Source organism: Ornithinimicrobium faecis (assembly GCF_023923225.1).
GTDB lineage: Bacteria > Actinomycetota > Actinomycetes > Actinomycetales > Dermatophilaceae > Ornithinicoccus > Ornithinicoccus faecis.
In genome coordinates this window covers 905957-929398 of record NZ_CP099489.1, presented here as the reverse complement: position 1 = coordinate 929398, position 23442 = coordinate 905957, and the positions used below count along the sequence as shown (strand labels likewise).

Annotated in this window: 23 protein-coding genes and 1 tRNA gene; 7 read left to right on the top strand and 17 right to left on the bottom strand. The window is 69.6% G+C overall.

The window, feature by feature from the left end:
* Positions 1-70: 70 nt before the first annotated feature.
* Genes NF556_RS04225 through NF556_RS21330 form a run of 3 tightly spaced genes read right to left on the bottom strand, consistent with a single transcriptional unit; the run spans position 71 to position 2513 of the window.
* Positions 71-769, bottom strand: a complete 699-nt coding sequence (locus NF556_RS04225; protein WP_252594255.1) for a GOLPH3/VPS74 family protein — start codon at positions 767-769, stop codon at positions 71-73.
* Between the two features lie 50 nt (positions 770-819).
* Positions 820-1539, bottom strand: coding sequence for an ABC transporter permease (locus tag NF556_RS04220; RefSeq protein ID WP_252594254.1), 720 nt, complete (start codon positions 1537-1539; stop codon positions 820-822).
* Between the two features lie 47 nt (positions 1540-1586).
* A complete protein-coding gene (locus NF556_RS21330; RefSeq protein ID WP_256829803.1) occupies positions 1587-2513 on the bottom strand; it encodes an ABC transporter ATP-binding protein in 927 nt (308 codons plus the stop codon).
* A gap of 159 nt (positions 2514-2672) precedes the next feature.
* Here NF556_RS21330 and NF556_RS04210 point away from each other — a divergent pair, with 159 nt between their 5' ends.
* The 3 genes from NF556_RS04210 (at position 2673) to NF556_RS04200 (ending at position 4704) form a co-directional block, all read left to right on the top strand.
* Positions 2673-3875: a sensor histidine kinase gene (locus NF556_RS04210; protein WP_252594253.1), complete on the top strand. Its 1203-nt coding sequence runs from the start codon at positions 2673-2675 to the stop codon at positions 3873-3875.
* Positions 3872-4474: a response regulator transcription factor gene (locus tag NF556_RS04205; protein WP_252594252.1), complete on the top strand. Its 603-nt coding sequence runs from the start codon at positions 3872-3874 to the stop codon at positions 4472-4474. The genes NF556_RS04210 and NF556_RS04205 overlap by 4 nt, the downstream gene beginning before the upstream one ends.
* Positions 4475-4566: 92 nt before the next feature.
* Positions 4567-4704, top strand: coding sequence for a hypothetical protein (locus NF556_RS04200; RefSeq protein WP_252594251.1), 138 nt, complete (start codon positions 4567-4569; stop codon positions 4702-4704).
* 124 nt (positions 4705-4828) lie between these two features.
* Here the strand turns inward: NF556_RS04200 and NF556_RS04195 are convergent.
* Positions 4829-4914: transfer RNA gene (locus NF556_RS04195), tRNA-Tyr, on the bottom strand.
* Positions 4915-4992: 78 nt separating this feature from the next.
* Here NF556_RS04195 and NF556_RS04190 point away from each other — a divergent pair.
* Positions 4993-5490: a YajQ family cyclic di-GMP-binding protein gene (locus NF556_RS04190; protein WP_252594250.1), complete on the top strand. Its 498-nt coding sequence runs from the start codon at positions 4993-4995 to the stop codon at positions 5488-5490.
* A 7-nt stretch (positions 5491-5497) separates the two neighbouring features.
* On the opposite strand, the gene NF556_RS04185 is transcribed toward NF556_RS04190, so the two are convergent.
* Positions 5498-5785 (bottom strand): transcriptional regulator, encoded by a 288-nt coding sequence (locus NF556_RS04185; RefSeq protein ID WP_252594249.1) that lies wholly within the window; start codon positions 5783-5785, stop codon positions 5498-5500.
* Entirely contained in the window at positions 5785-6351 is a 567-nt protein-coding gene (locus NF556_RS04180) for a hypothetical protein (protein ID WP_252594248.1), read from the bottom strand. Before NF556_RS04180 ends, NF556_RS04185 begins: the two co-directional genes overlap by 1 nt.
* Positions 6352-6480: 129 nt before the next feature.
* Here NF556_RS04180 and NF556_RS04175 point away from each other — a divergent pair, with 129 nt between their 5' ends.
* Positions 6481-7008 (top strand): RNA polymerase sigma factor, encoded by a 528-nt coding sequence (locus NF556_RS04175; RefSeq protein WP_252594247.1) that lies wholly within the window; start codon positions 6481-6483, stop codon positions 7006-7008.
* Positions 7009-7093: 85 nt separating this feature from the next.
* Complete coding sequence (locus tag NF556_RS04170; RefSeq protein ID WP_252594246.1) at positions 7094-8599, top strand: hypothetical protein; 1506 nt, start codon at positions 7094-7096, stop codon at positions 8597-8599.
* Positions 8600-8607: 8 nt separating this feature from the next.
* Here NF556_RS04170 and pepN read toward each other — a convergent pair whose 3' ends face one another.
* From pepN to ald, 3 genes are all read right to left on the bottom strand, one after another.
* The gene (gene pepN, locus NF556_RS04165; protein ID WP_252594245.1) at positions 8608-11094 is read right to left on the bottom strand and encodes an aminopeptidase N; all 2487 of its coding nucleotides are present in this window, start codon (positions 11092-11094) and stop codon (positions 8608-8610) included.
* A 21-nt stretch (positions 11095-11115) separates the two neighbouring features.
* On the bottom strand, positions 11116-11751 hold the full coding sequence (locus tag NF556_RS04160; protein WP_252594244.1) for a hypothetical protein: 636 nt from the start codon (positions 11749-11751) through the stop codon (positions 11116-11118).
* A 562-nt stretch (positions 11752-12313) separates the two neighbouring features.
* Complete coding sequence (gene ald / locus NF556_RS04155) at positions 12314-13426, bottom strand: alanine dehydrogenase (protein ID WP_252594243.1); 1113 nt, start codon at positions 13424-13426, stop codon at positions 12314-12316.
* A 172-nt stretch (positions 13427-13598) separates the two neighbouring features.
* On the opposite strand from ald, the gene folP reads away from it, so the two are divergent.
* Entirely contained in the window at positions 13599-14489 is an 891-nt protein-coding gene (gene folP / locus NF556_RS04150; RefSeq protein WP_252595707.1) for a dihydropteroate synthase, read from the top strand.
* A gap of 283 nt (positions 14490-14772) precedes the next feature.
* Here folP and htpX read toward each other — a convergent pair whose 3' ends face one another.
* The 8 genes from htpX to nuoH are packed head-to-tail and all read right to left on the bottom strand — an operon-like array spanning position 14773 to position 23373.
* Positions 14773-15633 carry a zinc metalloprotease HtpX gene (htpX, locus tag NF556_RS04145; RefSeq protein WP_252594242.1) on the bottom strand — a complete coding sequence of 287 codons (861 nt, stop codon included), beginning with the start codon at positions 15631-15633 and terminating at the stop codon, positions 14773-14775.
* A 39-nt stretch (positions 15634-15672) separates the two neighbouring features.
* The gene (locus NF556_RS04140; RefSeq protein WP_252594241.1) at positions 15673-17310 is read right to left on the bottom strand and encodes an NADH-quinone oxidoreductase subunit N; all 1638 of its coding nucleotides are present in this window, start codon (positions 17308-17310) and stop codon (positions 15673-15675) included.
* On the bottom strand, positions 17307-18893 hold the full coding sequence (locus tag NF556_RS04135) for a complex I subunit 4 family protein (RefSeq protein WP_252594240.1): 1587 nt from the start codon (positions 18891-18893) through the stop codon (positions 17307-17309). Before NF556_RS04135 ends, NF556_RS04140 begins: the two co-directional genes overlap by 4 nt.
* Entirely contained in the window at positions 18890-20917 is a 2028-nt protein-coding gene (locus NF556_RS04130; protein WP_252594239.1) for an NADH-quinone oxidoreductase subunit 5 family protein, read from the bottom strand. The genes NF556_RS04135 and NF556_RS04130 overlap by 4 nt, the downstream gene beginning before the upstream one ends.
* Complete coding sequence (nuoK, locus tag NF556_RS04125) at positions 20914-21261, bottom strand: NADH-quinone oxidoreductase subunit NuoK (RefSeq protein WP_252594238.1); 348 nt, start codon at positions 21259-21261, stop codon at positions 20914-20916. Before nuoK ends, NF556_RS04130 begins: the two co-directional genes overlap by 4 nt.
* On the bottom strand, positions 21258-21764 hold the full coding sequence (locus NF556_RS04120) for an NADH-quinone oxidoreductase subunit J family protein (RefSeq protein ID WP_252594237.1): 507 nt from the start codon (positions 21762-21764) through the stop codon (positions 21258-21260). Before NF556_RS04120 ends, nuoK begins: the two co-directional genes overlap by 4 nt.
* A complete protein-coding gene (locus NF556_RS04115) occupies positions 21761-22414 on the bottom strand; it encodes a NuoI/complex I 23 kDa subunit family protein (protein ID WP_252594236.1) in 654 nt (217 codons plus the stop codon). The genes NF556_RS04120 and NF556_RS04115 overlap by 4 nt, the downstream gene beginning before the upstream one ends.
* Positions 22411-23373, bottom strand: a complete 963-nt coding sequence (nuoH, locus tag NF556_RS04110) for an NADH-quinone oxidoreductase subunit NuoH (protein WP_252594235.1) — start codon at positions 23371-23373, stop codon at positions 22411-22413. Before nuoH ends, NF556_RS04115 begins: the two co-directional genes overlap by 4 nt.
* Positions 23374-23442 lie beyond the last annotated feature (69 nt).

Below are 23442 nucleotides of genomic sequence, written 5' to 3'. Positions count from 1 at the left end.
CGCTAGTGGGAGGCACTGACAGAGCCGGCCGTATGCCGTGTGGCCCGGTCAGCAGAGCCGGTTGGCCCCCTCAGCGAGAGGCAGCAACGCTGATAGCGACTGCCGCACTGGAGGCAGCAATGCCGGCCGCGGTCCGGGTCACCGCGGTCGAGACTGCCTGGGCGCCCCACTCTCCGCGCTCGATCTCCTTGGCCCGCGTCACGGTCTGGTTGGTCCAGGGCAGGGGCGGTCGCAGGGAGGGCATTGCACCGCTGGCCGAGAGCAGCGCAATGATGGCCGCGGTGCGGGGGTCCGGAGTCTCACCGTCCTCCAGGACGCGGCGGATCCTTGCCCGCAGCTCGGCCTCGTGGTGCGCGTCGGCGGCCGGCCACCTGGTGGTGCGGAAGACCCCCAGCACGCGTTTCTCCTCGCGGCGCAGGAGCCCACGGTCGACGAGCCGGTCACGCACAACCTTCCAGAGGTCGGCGCCGATCCCGATCAGCAGTGGTTGCACGCGCTGGGTCTTCTTCGCCACCAGGTCGAAGGCGGACTGCAACAGCGGGTCAGGGAGTGGCTCCCTGCCAACGGGCGTGACTCGGGGACCGTTGAGCACGCCGGAGTCGTCCACCTCCACCCGTCCGAGCAGTGCCAGCTCGGTGAGCACTGCACCGCCGAGGGTGTAGTAGAGGGTCCCCGCACCCTGCACGGAGGCGCCGTCATCGTCCATCAACAACAGCATGAGGTCATCGACGAGCAGCAGGTCCGAGTGGGCGGGAGTCGTGCTGGCCATGGCCTGATCCTTCCATGAGCGGGTGTGCGGACGGCGACTCTCTCGGCCGCTCAACGTCGTGGCTCCCACCGGAAGAGCGCCATGGCCAGGACGACCGCGACGACGACCCAGGCGAGGGTCGGGGCCAGCAGGAGCAGGGTGTCGCCTAGCCCCGTGCAGCCGTTCCAGGCGCTGACGACGAGCTCGGTGGCCGAGCCCCCAGGCAGCAGACGCTTGAGCAGCGTCAGGCTCTCGGTGCCCGTGATGCCGACCCAGCTCGCGACGGCGATGGTGCCCAGGCTGATCGGCAACGTCGTGATCTGGGCGTGCTCCGGTGAGTTCGTCACTCCCGCGGTGGCCATCCCGAGGGCGAGCATCATCACGAAGGTGGCGACGACGGCCACCAGCACGAGCAGCACGTCGGCAGGAGCGCTGCCGACCGTGGCGAACACGCCCAGGATGACAGCGACCTGCACCACGGAGATCGCGACAACCGGGAGGACCAGCCCCGTGAGGATCGCCGGGTCACTGGCCGCCGTGGACCGCAGTCGCTTGAGGAAGAGTGTCTGTCGTCGGGCAGCCAGGGTGGTCACGGTGGTCGCGTAGAGGCTGAACGAACCGATGGTGAAGACGAGCACGGCAGCGACATATCCGAGGCTGCCGATCTGCTCAAACTGGTCACGGAAATAGATGAAGAAGGCACTGGCGGCCACGGGCATCAGGAGGCTGGTGATCAGCACGGCCCGGTTGCGGAGCACCTGGACGAGTTCGCTGCGCGCGATGGCGAGCATGGGAAACCTCTGTTCTGGGAAGGGGTGGTGGACGTGGCGGGGACGGCTCAGGCCGTCGTGGGCTCGGTGGTGGGAGGCTCGGCGGTGGCCGACTCGGCACCGATGGCGCGGAAGACGTCATCGAGTCGAGTCGCGGCGGCGGACAGGCCGACGAGCTCGACGGTGTGGGCATCGGCCCAGTCGAGCAGTTGCTTGAGGTCTGCCTGCAGCTCGAACGTCTCGATCTCGTAGGACTGGCCGGACGGGGGCGCCGGGTGCATGGGAGGCACCGGGGCCCCCGGCAGCAACGAGAACTGGATCGAGGCGGGCAGGGTGCGGGTCAGCTCCGCCACGGTCCCCTCGTGCCGGAAGGTTCCTTTGTGCATGAGCCCGACCCGGTCGGCGCGCTGCTGCGCCTCCTCGAGGTAGTGCGTGGTCAGGATGATCGTCGACCCGTCCTCGCGGAGCTGCTCGACCACGTCCCACAGGGCGTCCCGGGACTGGATGTCCAGTCCGGTCGTGGGCTCGTCCAGGACGACCAGCTCAGGTCGGCCATAGATCGCCGTGGCGAAGTCAAGGCGGCGCTTCTCACCCCCTGACAGCTGGGAGACCAGCGTGCCGGCCTTGTGCCCGAGGTCGACCAGCCCGAGCACCCGGTCGACTGAGTCGGGCCGTTCGGTGAGGCGGCCGATGAGGGCGACGGTCTCGGTGACCGTGAGGTCTGGCGAGAATCCGCTCTCCTGGAGCATGATCCCCATGCGAGGGCGGACAGCGCGTCGATCGGTCGGGGTCGCACCAAAGACACGGACCGTGCCGGAGGTCCCCCTGCGGTGGCCCTCGAGGACCTCCAGCGTCGAGGTCTTGCCCGCCCCGTTCGTGCCGAGCAGGGCATAGAACTCTCCCCGCTCGACCTGGAAGGAGAGGTCGCGAACGGCCTGGAAGTCGCCGTAGCTCACGCTCAGTTCTGAGACATCAATGACAGGGTTGTGTGACATGACTCCAGCACACCGCGCCGAGCACCTTCCGCCCAGTGTGGCGACGTCACTGATCGGTGTGACGTTCCTGCTCGCTCCGGATGACACTGCGTCACTACCGGCTCGGACCAGCGGACCATAGGCTGACCAGACGTCAGCCGCCCCTCACCGAGAGCCCCGATGAGACTGCACCTCCGTCACAGCTCCGCGCCCAGGTCTGCGACGGAGCGCCGGTCGGACGAGGCCCGCAGGGCCTCGATTCAACGCTTCCGCGCGATCAACCTCACGACCGTGCTGCCGCTCCTGGCCTCGGTCGGGGTGTTCACCGTGGCGCTGCAGGCACAGACCTGGTCTCACGCGGTGGTGCTCGGGATCGGCGTCGTCGTGGCGATGATCGCCTTCGAGCGGTGGTCCGCCGGCGACCTGTCCCGGGTTGCGCTCCCCTGCCTTGTGATCGGCGCGGCGATCTGGCCCTACGGGGTCCTGGCGATCGACAGCGACCGCCAGAGCGCCTATCTCGCCATCGCCCTGGTGGGATCCCTCACGGTCCCACGGCTGCCCCGCCACCGGAGCGTGGCTGCGGTCGGTTTGGTCGCCTACGTGGCGGGCATCGGCGCTCTGGGAGTGATCCTCGATCCGGGAGCCGGGATGCCCGAGGTCATCAACCAGGTCATCTTCCCGACCGGCATCACCGCGACCCTGACCGGTCTGATGTTCCCCAACAAGGGCTTCTATGACGTGGTGGCCGATCTCGAAGAGGCCCGGGAGCGGGAGGCGGAGCTGGCGGTCGTGCGGGAGCGGATGCGCTTCGCCAGCGATCTGCACGACATCCAGGGCCACACCCTGCATGTGGTGAAGCTGAAGCTGGCGCTGGCACAAAAACTGGTGCACAGCGACCCCGACCGCTTGGAACAAGAGCTCCGCGAGAGCTACACACTGGTGGGAGACACGATCGCCCAGACCAAGGAGCTGGCCTACGGGCGCCGCAAGCTGAACATCGCCGCGGAGTTGGAGAACGCACGGAACCTCCTCGAGGCGACGGGGATCCGCGTGAGCATCGACCGATTGGACGTCGAGAGCGCTGGTGCCAACGACCTGCTCGGGCAGGTCCTGCGGGAGACGACGACCAACATCCTGCGGCATTCACAGGCCACCGTGGTCCGCATCGCACTGGCCGCTCACAGCATCACGATCGTCAACGACGGGTCGGCAGACGACACGCTGCCAGAGCTCCGCGGACTGGCGACCCTCAAGCGACGGGTGGCGGCCGAGAGCGGCGAGCTCACAGTCGCCTTGGATGACGGATGGTTCCGCACGTCCGCCACCTTTCCGCCCCTGCCCGCCGGAGACTCCCGCGCGGCCGCCGGACTGACCGGTCTATGACCACCGTGGTGCTGGCCGACGACGAGGCCCTCCTCAGGAAGGCGTTGGCCTCCCTGTTGCCCCTGGAGGGGGACATCACCATCCTGGCGGAGGCTTTCGACGGGAACGACGCCGTGCGTGCCACCTTGACGCACCGGCCGGACGTCCTCGTCATCGACCTGGAGATGCCGGGTCTCGACGGGCTCGGCGCCGTGGCCCAGATCCGGCAGGAACTGCCCGATCAGGTGGTCCTGATGTTGACCCGCCACGCCCGGCCGGGCATCTTGCGGAGCGCGCTGAAGCTCGGTGTCCAAGGGTTCGCCAGCAAGGCCGCCGAGCCACAGCACATCGCCTCGATCGTTGCCGCCCTCCATGCGGGCCGACGGTGGATCGACCAGGATGTCTCGGCCGCAGCGATCATGGACGACAGTCCGCTGACCGACCGCGAGGTCGACGTGCTGCGGGAGACCGGCGAGGGCTACTCCGCTGTCGAGATCGCCGGACGCCTCCACCTTGCGCCAGGGACCGTGCGCAATTATCTGTCCAGCGCGATGCAGAAGACCCAGACACAAACCCGCCACGGGGCGGCCCGCTATGCGCGCGAGCACGACTGGCTGTAGCCAGGGCGCCTCAGGCAGCCATCCGGCATACAAACTCACCAGGCCGGGTCGTTGGGCAGACCGCATTCTCCGACGTGGAGCAGGATAGGGAGATGGACACCACCACACGAGGCGTCGAGAAGCACTCCGTCTCGATGCCACCCGCAATCTCCCAAGAGGTGCTCGCACGGGTGGGAGCGCGCGGGTTCTCGGCCTACATCGCCGCCATCATGGATCGACTCGCTCAGTGATCGTCCGACCCACTCGGGCCCTGTGCGATCGCGTGAGTCGTGCGCACAGCCTCGTGCGGGGAGCGCCAGCCCCCACGCCTGAGAACCGAGCAGGGCCCTGACCGCGTGGTCAGGGCCCTACATGTGGTGGCAGGTGCAGGATTCGAACCTGCGTAGGCATACGCCGGCGGATTTACAGTCCGCTTCCATTGGCCGCTCGGACAACCTGCCGTGGAGCGCGGATGAAACAATAACAGGGAAGCACACCACGTCCGAACCAGACCCACGTCCCCACGGAGGATCAGCATCATGGCCGACTCGTCATTCGACATCGTCAGCAAGGTCGACAAGCAGGAGGTCGCCAACGCCGTCAACCAAGCGGCCAAGGAGATCAGCACGCGCTACGACTTTCGCAACATCGGTGCCTCGGTCGAGCTGTCCGGTGAGTCGATCACCATGAAGGCCAACAGCGAAGAGCGCTGCCTGGCCGTGCTCGACGTCCTGCAGACCAAGCTGGTCAAGCGCGGCGTCTCGCTGAAGTCGCTGGACTACTCCGACGACGGCGTCCCGCGCCCCTCCGGCAAGGAATACCGGCTGGACGCCGCCCTGTCCGAGGGCATCAGCAGTGAGAACGCCAAGAAGGTCTCCAAGCTGATCCGCGACGAGGGCCCCAAGTCGGTCAAGGCCCTGATCCAGGGCGACGAGCTGCGGGTGTCCTCCAAGTCGCGCGATGACCTGCAGGAGGTGCAGCGGCTGGTCAAGGCCGCCGACCTCGACTTTGCGGTGCAGTTCACGAACCGCCGCTGACGGCGGCTCAGTCGACATCGGCGATGATCTCGCGCAGCGCTGCGACATGGTGGCGCAGCACCTTCCGGCCGGTCGGGGAAAGCGCCACCCACGTCGTGCGTCGCCCCTCGTGCGTGCCCTTGCGGGCTCGCACGTAGCCCGCGTCGGCGAGCGTGGCGACGTGTTTGGACAGCACGGAGTCGCTCACGTCCAGACCGTCGCGAAGAACCGCGAACTCGGCCTCGGACACCGCCGTCAGCATCGTGGCCAGCTTGAGCCGAGCCGGGGCCAGCAGGTGCCGGTCCAACTCCGTCATCAGCGTGCACCCACCAGCAGCAGCACGGCTCCGGCAACCACCGCGACGGCCAGAACCACCAGCAGGAGGACCGACGCACCCTTGCCGTGGGCCGCCGGGTCACCGCGGTAGGACCGCATCCAGCGCACGCCGGACAGCGCATAGGCCACCCCACCAGCACACGCGGACAGGCCCACGAGCCACCAGCTCTCCTCGAAAGCGGCCCAGATCGCTGCAGCCATGCCCAGGAGATAGACCGTCGATGCCGTCGCATCGCCTCCGAAGACCACCTTGCTCGCCAGGCCACCGACCCGGACGCCGTTCAGCGCCCGGAACCGGGTGAGTTGCACCGCTGCGACGAGCAGGAACGGGACCAGACCGGCCAGCGCCAGGCCGATCCCTGCCGAGCTCTGGTCGGCCACTCCCACCGCCACCGTGGCAGTCTGGACGACGACCGCCAGGCCGATCGAGGTGTGGAACCAGGACGGCAACCGCAACTGGTGCGAGAGCCTGTCCCGCGCAGTGCCGGCGTCGAGCAACGCAGCGGCGGCATCGTCCGGCGTCGGACGGCTTCCTGAAGTTTCCATAGTGGAAAGTATGCGCCGAACTTTCCACTATGGCAAGTTGCGCCGTGCGTGCAACACCGCTCACCCTCGGGACACTGAACGGATAGACACCCCCAAACCCTGGCGGTGCGACCACATGACGGAGGCACCATGGTGCTGGGGACGAGCGTGGCGAGCGGCACAGCGCCGCCCGCGCGGGATGCCGCCTGGTTCGACCAGCTCTTCGCCGAGCACGCGGTCTCCGTGCACCGCTATTTCGTGCGCCGGGCACCGCGGCAGGAGGCCGAGGATCTCGCGGCCGAGGTGTTCACAGTGGCCTGGCGGCGCCGCGAGTCGATCCCCGAGGAGTTCGTGCTCCCGTGGCTCTACAAGACGGCCTCCTACGTGCTGTCCAACCACCGCCGTAAGCCGACGCTGACCCTGCTGGCCGACTACGGCGGCAGCGAGTCCCACGAACGGCGCGCCAGCATCGACCCGGCGGAGCTCGTGGTCGAGGACGATGACCTGCGGGCTGCCCTGGCCCGGCTCAGCCCGCGGGACCGCAAGGTCCTGATGCTGCACGCCTGGGAGGGCCTGGACGGCGAGGGGCTGGCCAAGGCCCTGGGCCTGACCCGCGGCGGGGCCGCAGCGGCCCTCTCTCGGGCCAGAGCCCGACTGCGGCAGGCCTGGGCGACATGAGCACGACCAGCAACACCAGCGCAGTCCGGCACACAGACCAGGGACAGAGCCGTCAGCTCGGCGGCTCCAGCAGGAGGGACACAGCATGAACGAATTCGAGGACGACGAGGTCCTGGCCCGGCTGCGAGCCGCGGACCCAGCCCAGGGGGCACACCCCGATCTGCACCGCCTCTCCGAGCGTCTGCGGGGGCGGACGCCGCTGGGCAGTCAGCAGCACGACGCAAGCGGACAGGGCCTGGATCACGCTGCGGGACACAGCTTCTCGCACACCAGCGACACGGCGGTGCGGGTGCAGGACCCGCACGCACGCACCGGGCGCGGGGGGCTGTTGGTCGCCGCCTCGGTCGCGGCACTGGCCCTGGCTGGCGGAGGCTATGCCGTGGGAGCTGGTGTCGCCGGAGACGACGATCCGCAGGGCACGGTCGCCTCCCAAGAGACTGACGGACCAGGAGACTCCCGCGCCGCGGCCGATGACGGAGCCATGGAGGACCACAGCTCCGCAGAGAGCTATTCCGCGAGCGAGGACAGCGGTGGTGGTGGGAGCTTCCTCGGGCCAGTCATCCCGGTGGCCGGCGAGGCCCTGTCCACCGAGCGCACCACGGGAGAGGCCTACGCACCGGCAGGTGGCGCCTCCTCCGGCGCCGCAGACCAGCTCAGACCGTATGCCGAGGGGCTGGGCATGGAGGGCGAGGTCCAGGACTACGGGTCCGGGGCAGACCTGACGGACTCAACGGACGGACGAGCCCTGAACGTCTACCAGCAGGGCGGCCTGACCTCCTTTGACTACAGCAACCCGGCCCTGGACTCCTGGTGCCAGGAGAGCATGGACCAGGCCAAGGATCTGGACTACAGCCCCTTCGGGGAGGGCGGACCCCAGGAGATCGAGTGCGTCACCCTGGGCGACCCGCCCACCGACGACCAGGCCATCGCCGAGGCCCAGGAACTGCTGGACCGGGCCGGCGTGGACTACGCCGGCTACGACTTCTCCGTCGACTCAGGGTTCGGCTGGTTCGGCACGGACCCTGCGCTCGGCGACGTGGCCAGCGCGACCGCAGAGCCGGACTCGCTCAACCTCGACGAGCACTACGCGATGATCGCCGACCAGCTGCTCGCCGATGGGGAGGGCACCGACGTGTCCGTGATCGCCAGTGACCCGGACTCGCCGGTCGGGGACTATCGCACCTGGCACTTCTCGGTCACCAGCGCCGGAGTCTCCTCTGCCAGTGTGCAACTGGGCGAGCTGGTCGCTCTGGGCGACTACGAGGTGATCTCTCCGACCGAGGCCGTCGAGCGCGCCAACGATGTCCGGTTCCAGCAGCTCGGCGTCTACATCCCCGACCTCGACTACGACGAGCTGTCCTACGACGAGGAGTGGGAGGAGCCCGAGCCGCTGCCGGCAGTGCAGCCGGGTGGGTCCATCCCCTTCCCGCTGGGCGAGGCGACCGTCACCGGGGCCGAGTTGCACACGGGGGTGCTGAGCTTGTGGGACGGCACTGAGTTCCTGGTGCCGGCCTGGAACCTGACCGACGCCGACGGCAACTCCTGGCAGGTGCTCGGGCTGACCGAGGACGCCCTCGACTTCACTCCCTGAGTCGGCGCTCAGCCACCGAAGGCGGCCCTGGACGCCAGCACCTCGCGCAACACCGACTGCTGGTCGACCAGGGCCCGTCGCACGGCGGGCGACAGGTCGCCACTGGCCAGTGCCTCCCGTGTGGCAGCGGCCGTCGCCTCCTCCACCACGGTGCGCGGATAGGCCAGGCTGGCCACCCGCGCGAGGGCATCCTGGCCGACCCGCCCCTCCAGGGCAGGGATGTCGCGGTGGAAAGCCACGACATACGGCCGGACCAGGTCGGTGTGCCGCCCGGCCCAGAAGCCGGTGGCCAGCGCGTTGCGCTCATAGTTGGAGCGGTCGTGGTCACCGACCAACTGGTCCCAGGCCCACTCCTTGTCGGCTTCCGTGGGCAGAGCGGCACGGGCGGCGAGAGCGCTCAGCTTGCCCTGCAGCGAGGAGTCCTGCGCAGCGGCTGCCTCGAGCTCATCAGCACTCACTGCGCCGGCGACTGCCAGAGCCCGCAGCACCAGCCACCGGAAATCCCGATCACCGAGCAGTCCCTCGGGCAGGTCGGTCCCCCCAGCCCAGCGCCCCAGCAGATCGGCGTCGGGGGTGGCGGCAGCGAGCACCCGGGCCGCGGTCAAAGCCTGTGACGAGCCGGGCTCCGCGGAGTCCAGCCTGGCACGGGCCGCAGCGGCCGACGTCTCAGCTGCGGCGGGGACGTCCGCGTCGGGCAGATACTCCCCCAGCACCCGTGAGGTGAGCAGCAGCCCGGCCCGCGACAGGATCGATGGGTTGTCCTCGACCGGCCAGGCCTGGGCAAAGGTCTCCACCACGAGGCGCGGGTCGACCTCGGCGAGGGCCAGGGCATCGGTGAGGGCGACCCACACGACCGCCCGGTGCTGCGGCTCACCGACCTGGCCGAGCTGGGTGGGCAGGACCGCCAGGCTGTCCTGCGACAGGGCGCTGCGGGCCCAGGTGAGGTCGCTGGCGTTGGGCAGCAGCAGCGCCGCCCGCCCTCCCGCGGAGACCGGGACCGTGACCTCGTCGGTGTCCAGGCTCGCCCGGACGTGGAGCACCTGCTCGCCGTCGGTCCAGCCCGCGACGTCCACGGCGTGGGGGCGGTCTGCCGGTGCCTGCTCCGAGCGCGTGCGGGTGATCCGCACGCCGTCCCCCATCTGGTGGGCACCGATCGTGTCGACCCCGGCCGTGGTCAGCCAGGCCTGCGCCCAGCTCGACAGATCGCGCCCGGAGGCGGTCTCCATGGCGCCGAGGAAGTCGGCCAGGGCGGCGTTGCCATAGGCGTGCTCCTTCAGGTATGCCGTCACACCGGTCACGAAGGCCTCGTCACCCAGGTGCGCCACCAGTTGGCCGAGGACGGCCGCGCCCTTGGCGTAGGAGATGCCGTCGAAGTTCTGCAGCGCCGAGTCGGCGTCGGGGGCCGGTGAGCCGGCCACCGGGTGGGTCGAGGGAGCTCGCTCTGCGGCATAGCCCCAGGCTTTGCGGGCCATGGTCGAGTCGACCCAGGCGTCGTCCGAGTCGGTGATCGCCGTGAGCGTGCGGTGCGCCATGTATTCGGCGAACGACTCGTTGAGCCACAGGTCGTCCCACCAGTCCATGGTGACCAGGTCGCCGAACCACATGTGTGCCATCTCGTGGGTGATCGTGGTGGCGCGGGTGAGGATCTCGTCCTGCGTCGCGGCACCGCGGAAGAGGTAGGTGTCGCGGAAGGTCACGCAGCCGGGGTTCTCCATCGCGCCGGCGTTGAACTCCGGAACGAAGACCTGGTGATAGGAGCCGAACGGATAACGGATGTCGAAGAGCTGGTGGTAGTGGTCGAAGGCGTCCTTGGTCACCCGCAGCATCCCCGGCGCCTGGTCGCTCAGCTCCTGGGCCAGCGAGGCCCGGGCGTGGATGCCCAGGGGGATGCCGTCGTGCTCGTCGGTCACGGAGGCATACGGGCCGGCGCAGATCGTGACGAAATAGGTGGCTAGCGGCTGAGTCGTTGCGAGTTCCCAACGGCCCGGGATCGCCTGTGTCGCAGCACCATTGCCCAGGACGATCCAGTGCTCGGGTGCGGTCACGACGATCGTATAGGGCGCCTTGAGGTCGGGCTGGTCGAAACAGGCGAAGACCTTCGGTGCCGCGTCCAGGAAGAGGTGTCCATAGACGTAGGCCTGGCTGTCAGCCGGGTCCACCGCCCGGTGCAGTCCCTGACCGTCGTTGCTGTAGCCCATCGTTGCCTCGACCACGACCGCGTTGTCAGCCGCCAGGTCTGGCAACGTCACCCGCCCGTCGGCCACGCTGGCGAGGTCCAGCAGCGTGCCATTCAGCTCGATCGAGCGCACCTCGGTGGCCTTGACGTCCAGGAAGGTGCTGGCCCCTGCTGTTGCCGTGAAGGTGATCGTGCTTCGCGACTCAAAGGTCGTGTGGTCGGGCAGGTCGCCGCGGCTCAGGTCGAGCTCGACCTGGTATGCCGTCACGTCGATGATCTGTGCGCGCCGCTCTGCATCGGCCCGGGTGAGAGAGGACATGGCCGCCACCCTGCCAGATGCCTAGCCTCCGTAGAGAACGGCCAGGGGAGGCATGTGGGGGCAGCCCTCCTGCACAGCGATCGGCACCCCACCCGACACACCCGCGTCTGGTGTCCAGAACCCGCTCTGCGGCGAGTAGCCCTGGCGGAACACCTCCAACGTGGGCACCTCCCCAACCTGATATCCAGCCGCAGCCAGGCAGGGAATGGTCTCCTGCTCGAACCAGTCATAGATCGTGGCCAACTGCTCCGGGGAGTAGGGCTGCAGGTAATCCATTCTCCGGGGGTACTTCGCCTCGCAGGTGTAGGTCGCCAGGTCGAAGGCGTCCACCTGCTCGGCGGGAACCTCCCAGTTCAGTCCCGCCGACTCGGAGTTGACCCGTGGCGGGAAACCCTCCTGGGTCATGCAGTCCGCTCGGACGACCCGCCACTCGTCATCGTCCACCTCTCGGACCAGCGGCACGTCCGGACGCTCACCGTCCATGCCCAACTCGTCCCAGTATCCCTCGAGATGGTCCTCGAGAGACACCGTGGGAAAGGCCGAGTTGACCTCGTCTGCACCCGGTGCCGTCGTCTCCCCCGAAGATGTGGTCTGCGTGTCGGGCCTCGTCGTGGCGGACTGATCGCCCTGCGACGTGGACTGCTCGCCCTGCGACACTGCCTCACCCTGGGATGCCGGAGAAGGCGAGTCGCTATCACCGCCCCGCTGGGCTCCACTGCAACCTGACAGCACGCACAGGCACCCCGCCAAGGCGATCGCTCGGACAATCCCCTGAACTGTCGACACGACGTCCTGCCTCCGTCAACGTGTCACACATCACACAACTACTTCAGGGTACAACATGCGTCACAATCAACAGCGCTTGGGCGCCGCCACGATCGTAGGAATCTTCGCTGTGGGAGCCTTGGCGCTGCCAACTATGGCGGGTCAGATCAGCGGATATCGGACGTGCAGCTCCAGTCAGACGGTTGGAGTCGCAAGCGGCACTCACTCCGTCCTCATCCACACTCACCGCTTCGAGTCCGATTCAGGCAGTGTCAGCGCGTGGAGTTCGCCAACGGCACGCACGTCATGGGCCACCATTGGCCCCTACAAGAACGCCCACTGGCGAGTCTCGAACGGAACATCCGCCGAGGCAATGAGGTCCGGATCTTCCTCGTGCATCTATCTGCCGTAGATGATGTTTCTTCGGCTCTAGCCCACTTCTGACTGTTGCTTGTCAGGCAAGCACGGCGTCGACTGGGACGGCGTCGATCCCGACGGCGTGCCCGACCGCGGCGTTGGTCAGCTGCCCGGCGTGCGTGCTCAGGCCGCGGGCCAGGCTCGGGTTGTCGCGCAGGGCCGGCGCCCAGCCACGATCAGCCAGCGCCACGGCATACGGCAGGGTGGCATTGGTCAGGGCGTAGGTCGAGGTGTGCGGCACCGCCCCCGGCATGTTGCCGACGCAGTAGAAGAGCGAGTTGTGCACCTCATAGGTGGGGTCGTCGTGGGTGGTCACGTGGCTGTCCTGGAAGCACCCGCCCTGGTCGATGGCGATGTCGACGAGCACAGACCCGGGCTTCATCTGCGCGACCAGGTCGTTGCTGATCAGTTTGGGGGCAGCCGCGCCGGGGAGCAGCACGGCGCCGATGACCAGGTCTGCCTCGCGCACGGTCTCCTGGAGCGTGAGCTCGGAGGAGGCCAGTCCCGTGACTCGGTTCTGGGTGCGCCAGAAGGCCGTCCGCAGCTTCTCGACGTCGGTGTCCAGCAGGGTGACGTCGGCGCCCATGCCGACGGCGATGTTGGCGGCATTCTGCCCGGAGACCCCGGCCCCGATGATCACGACCTTCGCGCTGGCCACCCCGCCGACGCCGCCCATCAGCACACCTCGGCCACCGTTGGCCCGCAGCAGGGAGTGGGCGCCGACCTGTGGTGCCAGGCACCCGGCGACCTCCGACATCGGATAGAGGAGCGGGAGTGCGCCTGAGGGCAGCTGCACGGTCTCATAGGCGATGGCCGTGACCTTGCGGTTGACCAGCTCGCGGGTGAGCTCCGCGTTGGCGGCGAGGTGCAGGTAGGTGAACAGCACCTGCCCTTCGTGCATCCGGTCATACTCTTCCGGGAGCGGCTCCTTGACCTTGAGGACCAGCTCGGCTGCCCACACGTCCTCGGCACGCTCGAGGATCTGCGCACCGGCTGCCGCATAGTCATCGTCGAGGATGTGGGAGTCCGCGCCGGCATCGCGCTCGATCAGCACCTCGTGCCCGTGCGAGACCAGCTCGTGGACGCCGATGGGCGTCAGCGCCACCCGGCCCTCGCGGTTCTTGATTTCCCTGGGCACACCGATTCTCATGCCCCGATCCTCGCGGTTGGTCGGTCCTGCGGCAAGGGGTGCCCCGGCGGCGGGCGAGGACGGCCGGGGTTCGGTCGTTCGGACCTGATGGCACGATGACGATGTGGCTACCCCTTCGACCCCCTCCGGACCGGAGCAGGTCCGCTCGCCCGAGCTTCGGCATACGCCCGCCTTGCGGTTGCGGGGACGGGCCTTCGACGCCGGCCGCCCTGCCGTGATGGCCATCATCAACCGCACCCCTGACTCGTTCTGGGGCGGCAACCGGCACGCCGGGTTGGACTCGGCCCTGGGTGCGTTGCGCGAGGCAGTCGAGGCTGGCGCGGACATCGTCGACGTCGGAGGCGTCCGGGCCGGACAGGAGGGGCCGGTGGTCGACGCAGACGAGGAACTGCGTCGGGTGATCCCGTTCCTGGAGGCCGCGCGGAGCGAGTTCCCCGAGCTGGTGCTGAGCCTGGACACGTGGCGCAGCGAGGTCGCGCGCGAGGCGGCTGGCGTCGGGCTCGACCTGATCAACGACACCTGGGCCGGGCACGATCCCGACCTGGTCGCGGTGGCCGCCGAGATCGGCGCGGGCGTGGTCGTCTCACACACCGGCGGGCTACCGCCGCGCACCGACCCGGTCGCGATGACCTATGCCGACGAGCACGGCGACGACGAGCTCGCCGTGGTGCGGGACGTGCTGCGCGGGCTGGCGGGGGGCGCCGACGTGGCCGTCACCGCCGGGGTGCCGGCCGAGCGGGTGCTGATCGACCCGACCCTCGACTTCGGCAAGACGACCCGGCACAGCCTCACCGTGCTGCGGCACACCGGTGACCTGGCCGAGCTGGGTTATCCGATCCTGCAGGCGCTCTCACGCAAGGACTTCGTCGGCGAGAGCCTGGACCTGGAGCCGGATGACAGGTTGGAGGGGACGCTGGCCGCGACGGCGATCGCAGCGTGGCTGGGGGCGAGCGTCTTCCGCGCCCACGACGTGCGCGCGACCCGCCGCGTGGTCGACATGGTGGCCACGATCCGTGGTGACCGCCCACCTGTGCGCTCGGTGCGCGGCGAGCCCCGCGCCTGACGCGGCTCAGCGCCCTCGCAGCTCACCCCTCGCGGCTCAGCACGGCTCCCTCGCGGCTCACCCCCCGCAGCTCAGCACGGCTCCCCGCGTGCATTCAAACCGGCAACGTGCACGTCGCCGCGCAGGGCCAACCCGCTGACCAGCGCTTTTGCAAACAGGCCGTTGACGTTTCCTGTTTGAATGCTCGGCGGGCGGGTGGTCAGCCGCGTGGGGCGGCGCGCGGACGGGGCGACCCGTGGAGCGCGGGGCGACTCGTCGCGTCAGCCGAGCGCCGGGCGACTCGTCAGGCGCGCCCGTTGCGGGCCATCGCCTCGAGGCGGGCGACGCGGTCCTCCATCGGCGGGTGGGTGGCAAACAACCGCTTGACGTCGCCGGCCTTGAACGGGTTGGCGATCATCATGTGGCTGGCGTTGACCAACTGCGGCTCGGGTGCCAGGGGCGCGCGCTGGGCGCCCAGGTGGATCTTGCGCAGGGCGCTGGCCAGGGCGAGCGGATCGCCAGTCAGGGTCGCGCCGTCCTCGTCGGCGTCATACTCGCGCGTGCGGGTGATCGCCAGCTGGATCATCGAGGCCGCCAGCGGGGCCAGCAGCGCCATGGCGATCAGCGCGAGCGGGTTGGGACGGTTCTCGCCGCCACCGCCGCCGAAGAACAGCATCATCTGCGCGACAGAGGTGATGATGCCGGCGATCGCGGCGGCCACCGAGCCGGTCAGGATGTCGCGGTTGTAGACGTGCATCAACTCGTGCCCCAGCACCCCGCGCAGCTCGCGCTCGTCGAGCAGGTGCAGGATCCCCTCGGTGCAGCACACTGCGGCGTTCTGCGGGTTGCGACCGGTCGCGAAGGCGTTGGGCGCTGCCGTCGGACTGACATAGAGGCGCGGCATGGGCTGGCCGGCCCGCGTGGAGAGCTCGTGCACGATCCGATACATCTCCGGCTGCTGCTCGGGCGTGACGGGATAGGCCTTCATCGCCTTGATCGCGATCTTGTCCGAGTTCCAGTAGCCATAGGCCGTCGTCGCCACGCCGATCAGCGCGAAGATCCAGATGAACCGTCCACCGCCGACGAGCGCACCGATGCCGAGGAGCAGCGCCCAGATCGCGCCGAACAGCAGCGCGGTCTTCAGGCCGTTGAAATGCTTGTGCATGCTCGTGGAACGCTCAACCAGCCGGCGGTGTTCCGGGCCTCAGAAGATGCCGACCGGGGCGATGCTGCCGGCCAGGAGCAGGAGGGCCAGGACGGCGATCAGGACCCGGTGGGTCCACGGCATGGCGTATGCCGACTGGCCGGCCACGGCGGTCGCGCCCGGTTCGGCGGTGGTGACCCGGGCACCGGTTGGCTCGGTGGTGGGTAGGACGGTCGTGGCGTCTGCGTCGCCGGCCGGGGCGGAGGCGGCGTCGCCGCTCATCGTTGGCTCGGAGTCAGCGCTGACTGCGGCCGGGACCACACGCTCCCAACCCTCGTCGTCACCGGATCGCGCCATGAGCGCCGAGAGCCAGCGCACATAGACCGCGATGCCGAGAGCAATGTTGAGGGTGGCAACGATGAGCAGCCACCAGGTGCCGTCGGCAGCGACCGGACGCAGCACCACGACCTTGGCGACCAGACCGATGATGGCCGGTGGCAGACCGGCCAGGGTGAGCAGGGCCAGTCCGAGGGCGGCGGCGGTCAGCGGCTGCCGGCGAGCCAGCGCGGTGTGGTCGGCCAGCGTGACTCCTCCGCCGGGGCGCCGGGCCACCGCGATCACCACAACGAAGGCCAGGACGGTGGCGACCACATAGACCGCGAGATAGCCACCCGCAGCGTGCACCGCGCGCGAGGACAGGGAGGCCAGCGGGAGCATCAGCCAGCCGGCCTGCGCGATCGCCGACCAGGCGAGCAGGTTGACCAGGTTGTCCTGGCGCAGCGCCATGGCATTGCCCAGGGTCATGGTGAGCGCGGCCAGGACGGCGACCGCGACGAGCGCGAAGCCGGAGGTGCCCGCGAGCGCCTGCACCAGCACGATCATCCCGCCCAGGGCGGCCACCTTGGAGGTGCCTGCGAGAAAGGTGGTGACCGGCAGGGGCGCGGTGGCATACGTCAGCGGCGTCCAGGCGTGGAATGGCACGGCCGAGAGTTTGAAGCCCAGCCCGGCCAGCACGAACACGGCCGCGAGCAGCAGGAGGGCCGCCTGCTCGGGCACCGCCGCCGCAGCAGCCGCAGCCACCGGGTCCAACAGGGCGCTGCCGGTCGCCGCCACCCACAGCGCGGCGCCGAGGGCCAGGAGTGCGAAGGACACCAACGAGGTGGTCAGCAGGCTGACGGCGCCAGCAACCGCGCCAGGGTGCCGACTCGCCCGACGCTCCAGCGCGACCAGACCAACGACCGGCAGCGTGGCCAGCTCAAGGGCCACGAGCAGCGTGCCCAGGTCCCGGGCAGCGGGAACAGCGGCCACTCCGGCGGTCGCGGCGAGGAAGAGCGCGACGAGGACCACGCTCGGTGCGCTGGTGCGGTCGCCGCGACCGGCGCTCGCCCAGTCGGACCAGGTCAGGACCAGGACGACCAGGGCACTGCCGAGAGCGAGGAGCTGCAGGCCGCCGGTCAGCGAGCTGGCGGCATACAGGCAGTGACCCGAGGGCAGACAGAACGCCCCCGTGCTGTCTCCCGAAGCTTGGGTGATCGAGGGGATCGTCATGACCGCGCCACCGACCAGACCCGCGGCCGCGAGCCACAGATAGGCCGCGTGCGCCCGGGGGATGATCACGTCGAGGACCAGCACCGCCAGGGCGGCGAAAGCCGGTGCCAGCACGGGCCAGAGTGCGGCGAAGTTGAGGTCGAGAGTCATCGGCCCACCCCCAGGGTCGCGATGATCGCTTCGGTGGCCGGGGCCGTCAGGTCGAGCAGCGGGCCGGGATAGACGCCCAGCGCGACGATGCCCACGCCGAGCACCGTCAGCAGAGCGAGCTCGACGCCGCGGGTGTCGCGGATCGCCGGGCTGCGCCGGTCACCGGCCCACACCTCACGCAGGACGCGCACCGCATAGGCCGCTGCCAGGACGGCTCCCAGCGCGGCAGCGATGGCAAAGCCGCGGAACCACCACAGGGTGCGGCCCGGACCGGGTTCCCATGCGGCATACAGCGCACCCCACTCCCCCCAGAACCCGGCCAGGCCGGGCAGTCCCATCGCCGCTGCCATGCCCAGGACGAGCACGAAACCCAACCGGGGAGAGACCTCGCGCAGGGCCGCGCGCGGGGAGGTGAGGTCCGCCCCGCCCCACTGGTGCTTGAGGTTGCCGACCAGGACGAACAGCAGCGCCGAGATCAGGCCGTGCGCCATGTTGCCGAAGACCGCGGCCTGCAGGCCAGTCTCCGAACCGGCGGCGATGGCCAGCACCACGAAGCCCAGGTGACCGATGGAGGCCCACGCGATGAGCCGTTTGAGATCCGACTCCACCAGACACGCCAGCCCGGCCCACAGGATCCCGGTCACGGCGAGCCCGGCCAGCACCGGGGACACGCTGGCCAGTCCCTCCGGCAGCGGCGCGGCGACCAGACGGATCATGCCGTAGGCACCCATCTTGAGCAGCACCGCGGCCAGCAGGACGGACCCGGCGGTGGGGGCGGTCGCGTGCACCCACGGCAGCCACGTGTGCAGCGGCCAGACCGGCACCTTGATGCCCAACCCGATGAGCAGGATGACGGCCACGATCACCTGGGTGCCGCCGTCAAGGGAGCCGCCGGCGAGCTCGGCCCAGCGCGTCAGGTCGGTGGTGCCCGTGCCGCTCCACAGGGCCAGGATGCCGATCAGCATGAGCATCGAGCCGGTGGCGGTGAACAGCAGGAAGCGCAGCGCGGCGCCGTCCCGGTCCGCGGTGCTCGTGGCGTCGCCGTGGCGGGCGATCAGCACCCACATCGGGATCAGCACCAACTCGAAGGCCACGAAGAACACGAGGGCGTCGCGGGTCAGGAAGGTCAGCAGGGAGCCAGCGATGACCACCAGCAGGCAGGCGTAGTAGGTGGCCAGGGCACGGGGTCGCGGCACGTCGGTGCCGATCACGGGCAGGGCCACGGTGGGCTCGTGACGGCCGGGCTCGCCGAGGCGGGCGTCGGTCAACGGGTGGTGATAGGGCACCAGGGTCGCCACGATCGCCATCAGCCCGGTGAGCAGGACGAACGGCGCGCTCAGCCCGTCGACGCCCAGGTCGAGCCGCACGCCGAGGCTCTCGATCCAGAGCAGGTCGACCTCGGGGCGGCGCCACACCACGACGACTGCCGCAGCGGCCACGAGCACTGCGGCCGTGACGGCCAGTCCGCGACTGGTGCCGGGGCGCGGCGGGGTGCCGACGCGGTCGGCGACCAGCAGCCAGACCCCGACGAGCAGCGGGGTCAGCACCAGGACGGGCAGGGCGAGGGCGTCCACGATGTTCACGTCAGGACCACCCCGATGGCGGCGAGCACCAGGACGCCGCCGAGCACCAGGACCAGGCCGGGCGCGGGGCGCCGCGGGTGGGTGCGCTCCAGCGCGCTGCCCAGCAGCCGCGCTGCAGGGCCGACCCCGCGGATATACGCATCGAGCACCTCGCGGTCCAGCCACTGCACGCCGTGGGCCAGGGCCAGGACCGGGCGGGCCACGACGACGCGATAGAGCGTGTCAAAGCCGAGGCCGCGCTCGGCGGCCAGGCTGACCCGCATCGGCAACCGGGCCGCTGCGTCCCGGGAGCCGACCCCCCGGGAGACGACCCACACGGCGAGGGCCGCCAGGGCCATCAGCAGCAGCGCAGCGAGGAGCAGCTGCAGGTTGATGCTGACGTGCAGGTCGAGCTGCGGGGTGAAGACGAGGATGCCGCCGACGACGGAAAAGAAGCCGAGCAGGGCGACGGCGGTGCGGGCAGAGGAGGAGATCGCCGACTCGGCCTCCTCGATGCCGATGGCCTCCTCGAGCACTGCGGGCTCGTCGAAGAAGTCGTCGATGATCTGGTGCTCCTGGTCCCGGCGCGGGACCCGCTGGGACACCCGGTGCGGCCCGCGATCGAGGATCAGCCAGGCGCGCATGCAGTAGGCCGCGGTGAGCGGCACGCTGGCCCCGACCGCTGCGAGCACGATCGTCCCGGCCATCCCGACGCCGTCCTGCACCCCGTGCTCGGCCTGGGCGAGCACGAGCTCCTTGGACACGAAACCGACCATCGGCGGCACCCCGGCCAGGGCGAGCAGTCCCAGCCCCATCGGCCGGCGCAGGGAGCGATAACGCTTTGTGGCGGACGCGACATAACGCACCACGGTGCCGCCGGTGAGCACGCCCATCCAGCCCACAGTCAGGAACAGCAGTGCCTTGAACCAGGCGTGCGAGAGCAGGTGCATGATCGCCACGTCCGAGCCCGTGCCGTCCGGCACCACGGTCAGCGCGGCGAGCATCAGGCCGACCTGGCTGACCGTCGACCAGGCGAGCAGCCGCTTGAGATCGGGTTGGGCGAAGGCCAGCAGCGCGGCGAGCACCACGGTCACCGAGACCAGCACGGCGAGCAGCAGTCGGGCCGGACCGGCGGCCTGCAGCAGCGGGAAGAGCTGGGCGAGCACGACGGTGCCAGCGGCGACCATCGTGGCGGCGTGGATCAGGGCGGATGCCGGGGTGGGGCCCTCCATGGCGTCGGGGAGCCAGTCCTGGAAGGGCAGCTGGGCCGACTTGCCGGCGACGCCGATGACCACCAGGCACATCGCGGCGGACAAGGCGGCATAGTCGTCGCCGGTCCAGTGCTCGATGATCGCCGCGATGGAGGTCGAGCCGGCGCCCGCAGCGAGCCAGATCAGGCCGATCACGAACCCGACGTCAGCCAGGCGGGTGACCAGCAAGGCCTTGACCGCGGCCCGGTTGGCGGAGTCCTTGGCGGACAGGTGCCCGATCAGCAGGAACGAGCACCAGCCCATGACCTCCCACCCGATGAGGGTGAGCAGCACATCCCCGGAGAGGACGACCAGCAGCATCGCCGCGGTGAACAGCGAGACGGTCGCCGAGAACTGCCGATAACGCGGGTCGAACCACAGATACCAGCGAGCGAACACCTGGACCACGAGAGCGACCAGGGAGACGACCGCAGCGACCAGTGCGGAGAGCCGGGTCGCGGCCAGCTCGAGCGGCACGTCCAGCTCGCCGAGCGCCAGGGGGCCGACCGTCCCGGTGGTCTGCAGACCACCCAGCTCATACACGGCATACATCTGCCAGATCGCCGCCAGCAGAACGAGTCCGGACCCCAGGACGGCCACCCAGGCCGCCGGGCGGGCCGAGCGTCGGCCAACGGCCAGACCGAGTATGCCGACAGTCGCCGCGATCAGGATCATCACCTGGGCGGGGGTGACCGGGAGGTCGGGCAGCGGGATGTCGGGCAGGTCCGGCAGCGGCAGGGTGGGCAGCTCCCAGTCCGGCCAGGGCCAGCCGATCAGGTCGAGCAGGTCGTTCACTGCGACACCCCCGACTCGTGCCCGGCGGGATGCTCCGCCGGCTCGGTGGGCTCGGAGGCACCGGTCAGGTCGACGTCGCCGCGGGTGCGGAACATCGCCATGATCACCGCAAGAGCGACGACGATCTCAGCGGCGGCGATGGTGATGATGAACAGGGTCAGCACCGCGCCGGACGCGTGGGCGTCAGGAGTGAACTGCCCGACCGTGACCAGGATCAGCCCAGCTGCGGCCAGGAGCAGCTCGACGCCAATCAGCATGAGGACTGCATGCCGACGGGCCAGCACGCCGTAGGTGCCGATGCCGGCGAGCAGGGCGGCCAGCAGCAGGGGCAGGGCGGGGCTCACGCGGCCTCATCCTTGCTGCGGCCGGTCGTGGCGACCGCGACTGCGGTCACCAGCGCTGCCAGGAGCAGGAGCGAGAGCAGCTCGAAGGGCCAGACCCAGGTGCCAAAGATCTGCTCTCCGATCTGCTCGCTGCCCGGGCCGGTCAACTCCCTGCTCTCCCAGCCATAGGCCGTGACCAGGGCACCGCCGAGGAGCACGGTCACGCCGGCCCCCACGGCCGCGGCGAGCCACCGGTGGGCTGGCGAGGTGTCGACCTCACTGGCACCGGAGCGGGTCAGCATGAGCGCAAACAGGATGAGCACGACAACCGCACCGACATAGACCAGGAGCTGCACCAGCGCCACGAGCTCAGCACCGAGCACGAGATAGCAGCCGGCCAGCCCGCCCAGGGCAACGACCAGCCACAGGCCCGCGTGCAGCACCCGGCGGTTGGTGACCGCCAGCACAGCAGCGGCAGCGGTGATCAACCCCACTGCCGCGAACAGGACGTCGCGACTGGTCACTCCTCGACCGCCCCCTCCGGGGTGCCCTTGGTCTTGGTGTCCTCGGCCTTCGTGTCCTTGGTGTTTGTGTCCTCGTCAGCCGTCGCGTCCTTGTCAGCCGTCGCGTCCTCGGCCTCCTCGACGGCCGTGCCCGGGCGGGTGTAGCCCTCCGGCAGCGCTGAGTCGGGCACCTGCTCCATCCAGGTGCCCAGCTTGGCCTTGTCGTGCAGCAGGTTGCGGATGTCTCCCTCGGCATACGCAAAATCCGGTGCCCAGAACAGGGCGTCGAAGGGGCAGACCTCAATGCAGATGCCGCAATACATGCACAGCGAGAAATCAATGTCGAAGCGGTCCAGCACGTTGTGCTGCCGGGCCCGGCCTCCCTCGGTGGTCGGCTCGAGGGTCTCTTTGTGGGAGTCGATGACGATGCACCAGTCGGGGCACTCGCGGGCGCAGAGCATGCAGGAGGTGCAGTTCTCCTCGAGCAGCGCGATGACACCGTGCGAGCGCTCGGGCAGGTCGGGCTCCACGTGGGGGTACTGCCGCGTGTGGGCCGGTCGAGCGAGCGTCTTGGCGGTCGTGGCCAGGCCCTTGCCGAGGCCGCGCAGCAGTTGCAGCGCTCCGGGTTTGTCGTCGCTGCGCTTGTCCTCGCTCAGCTTGTCCTCACTCATCCCCAGACCACCACCCCGACGCCCGTCAGGGCCAACTGCACCAGCGCCATCGGCACCAGCACCATCCAGGCCAGCCGTTGCAGCTGGTCCTCGCGCACCCGGGGCCAGGCGATCCGAAACCACACGATGAGTATGGCGACCAGGGTCGCTTTGAGCAGGGTCCACAGCGGTCCGAGCGTGTCGGACCACGGCCCGGACCAGCCGCCGAGGAAGAGCACGGTGAACAGCAGCGACATCACGACGATGCCGGCATACTCCGCCAGCAGGAAGAAGGCGAACCGCAGCCCGGTGTATTCGGTGAAGGGCCCGAAGACCACCTCGGAGTCGGCCAGGGGTGAGTCAAACGGCACCCGCTGGAGCTCGGCAACCGCGGCCACCAGGAAGACGAGGGCACCGGGCAGTTGCCAGACCAGCCACCACCAGGACCAGGCCTGAGCGATGCCGGTCAGGGAGAGCGTTCCGGCGGCCATCGCCACCGAGGCCGCGGCGAGCACCATCGGCAGCTCATAACTCACCAGCTGGGCCCCGGCGCGCATGCCCCCGACTAGGGAGTATTTGTTGCCGCTGCCCCACCCAGCCATCAGGACGCCGAAGATGCCGACCGAGGTGACGGCCAGCACCAGCAGGAGGCTGGCCGGCACGTCTGCCGCGACCCACGCCGCCGACCACGGGATCACAGCGAGCGCGACCAGATAGGGGATCAGGGCCACCGCTGGGGCCAGCTTGAAGACCCACCGGTCGGCCGCAGCCGGGGTGACGTCCTCCTTCTGGACAAACTTGATGCCGTCGGCGACCAGCTGGGCGATGCCGTGCGGGCCGGCCTCCATCGGTCCCAGGCGGCCCTGCATGTGCGCCATCACCTTGTGCTCGGTCTGGCCGATCGCCAGCGGAAGCGTGAGGAAGACCGCGAGGACGACGAGGGCCTTGAGGATGATCTCGACAGTCAGTGGCAGGTCCATCAGGGCACCTCCTTGATGAGCTCCGCGGGCCGCTCCGGGCCTCGCAAGCTCGTGTCCTCGCGGGCCCTG

Bases quoted from the DNA above. Each gene is read 5' to 3' on its own strand.
- NF556_RS04225 (WP_252594255.1), bottom strand. From the start codon at position 769: ATGGCCAGCACGACTCCCGCCCACTCGGACCTGCTGCTCGTCGATGAC.
- NF556_RS04220 (WP_252594254.1), bottom strand. From the start codon at position 1,539: ATGCTCGCCATCGCGCGCAGCGAACTCGTCCAGGTGCTCCGCAACCGG.
- NF556_RS21330 (WP_256829803.1), bottom strand. From the start codon at position 2,513: ATGTCACACAACCCTGTCATTGATGTCTCAGAACTGAGCGTGAGCTAC.
- NF556_RS04210 (WP_252594253.1), top strand. From the start codon at position 2,673: ATGAGACTGCACCTCCGTCACAGCTCCGCGCCCAGGTCTGCGACGGAG.
- NF556_RS04205 (WP_252594252.1), top strand. From the start codon at position 3,872: ATGACCACCGTGGTGCTGGCCGACGACGAGGCCCTCCTCAGGAAGGCG.
- NF556_RS04200 (WP_252594251.1), top strand. From the start codon at position 4,567: ATGGACACCACCACACGAGGCGTCGAGAAGCACTCCGTCTCGATGCCA.
- NF556_RS04190 (WP_252594250.1), top strand. From the start codon at position 4,993: ATGGCCGACTCGTCATTCGACATCGTCAGCAAGGTCGACAAGCAGGAG.
- NF556_RS04185 (WP_252594249.1), bottom strand. From the start codon at position 5,785: ATGACGGAGTTGGACCGGCACCTGCTGGCCCCGGCTCGGCTCAAGCTG.
- NF556_RS04180 (WP_252594248.1), bottom strand. From the start codon at position 6,351: ATGGAAACTTCAGGAAGCCGTCCGACGCCGGACGATGCCGCCGCTGCG.
- NF556_RS04175 (WP_252594247.1), top strand. From the start codon at position 6,481: ATGGTGCTGGGGACGAGCGTGGCGAGCGGCACAGCGCCGCCCGCGCGG.
- NF556_RS04170 (WP_252594246.1), top strand. From the start codon at position 7,094: ATGAACGAATTCGAGGACGACGAGGTCCTGGCCCGGCTGCGAGCCGCG.
- pepN (WP_252594245.1), bottom strand. From the start codon at position 11,094: ATGTCCTCTCTCACCCGGGCCGATGCAGAGCGGCGCGCACAGATCATC.
- ald (WP_252594243.1), bottom strand. From the start codon at position 13,426: ATGAGAATCGGTGTGCCCAGGGAAATCAAGAACCGCGAGGGCCGGGTG.
- htpX (WP_252594242.1), bottom strand. From the start codon at position 15,633: ATGCACAAGCATTTCAACGGCCTGAAGACCGCGCTGCTGTTCGGCGCG.
- NF556_RS04140 (WP_252594241.1), bottom strand. From the start codon at position 17,310: ATGACTCTCGACCTCAACTTCGCCGCACTCTGGCCCGTGCTGGCACCG.
- NF556_RS04115 (WP_252594236.1), bottom strand. From the start codon at position 22,414: ATGAGTGAGGACAAGCTGAGCGAGGACAAGCGCAGCGACGACAAACCC.
- nuoH (WP_252594235.1), bottom strand. From the start codon at position 23,373: ATGGACCTGCCACTGACTGTCGAGATCATCCTCAAGGCCCTCGTCGTC.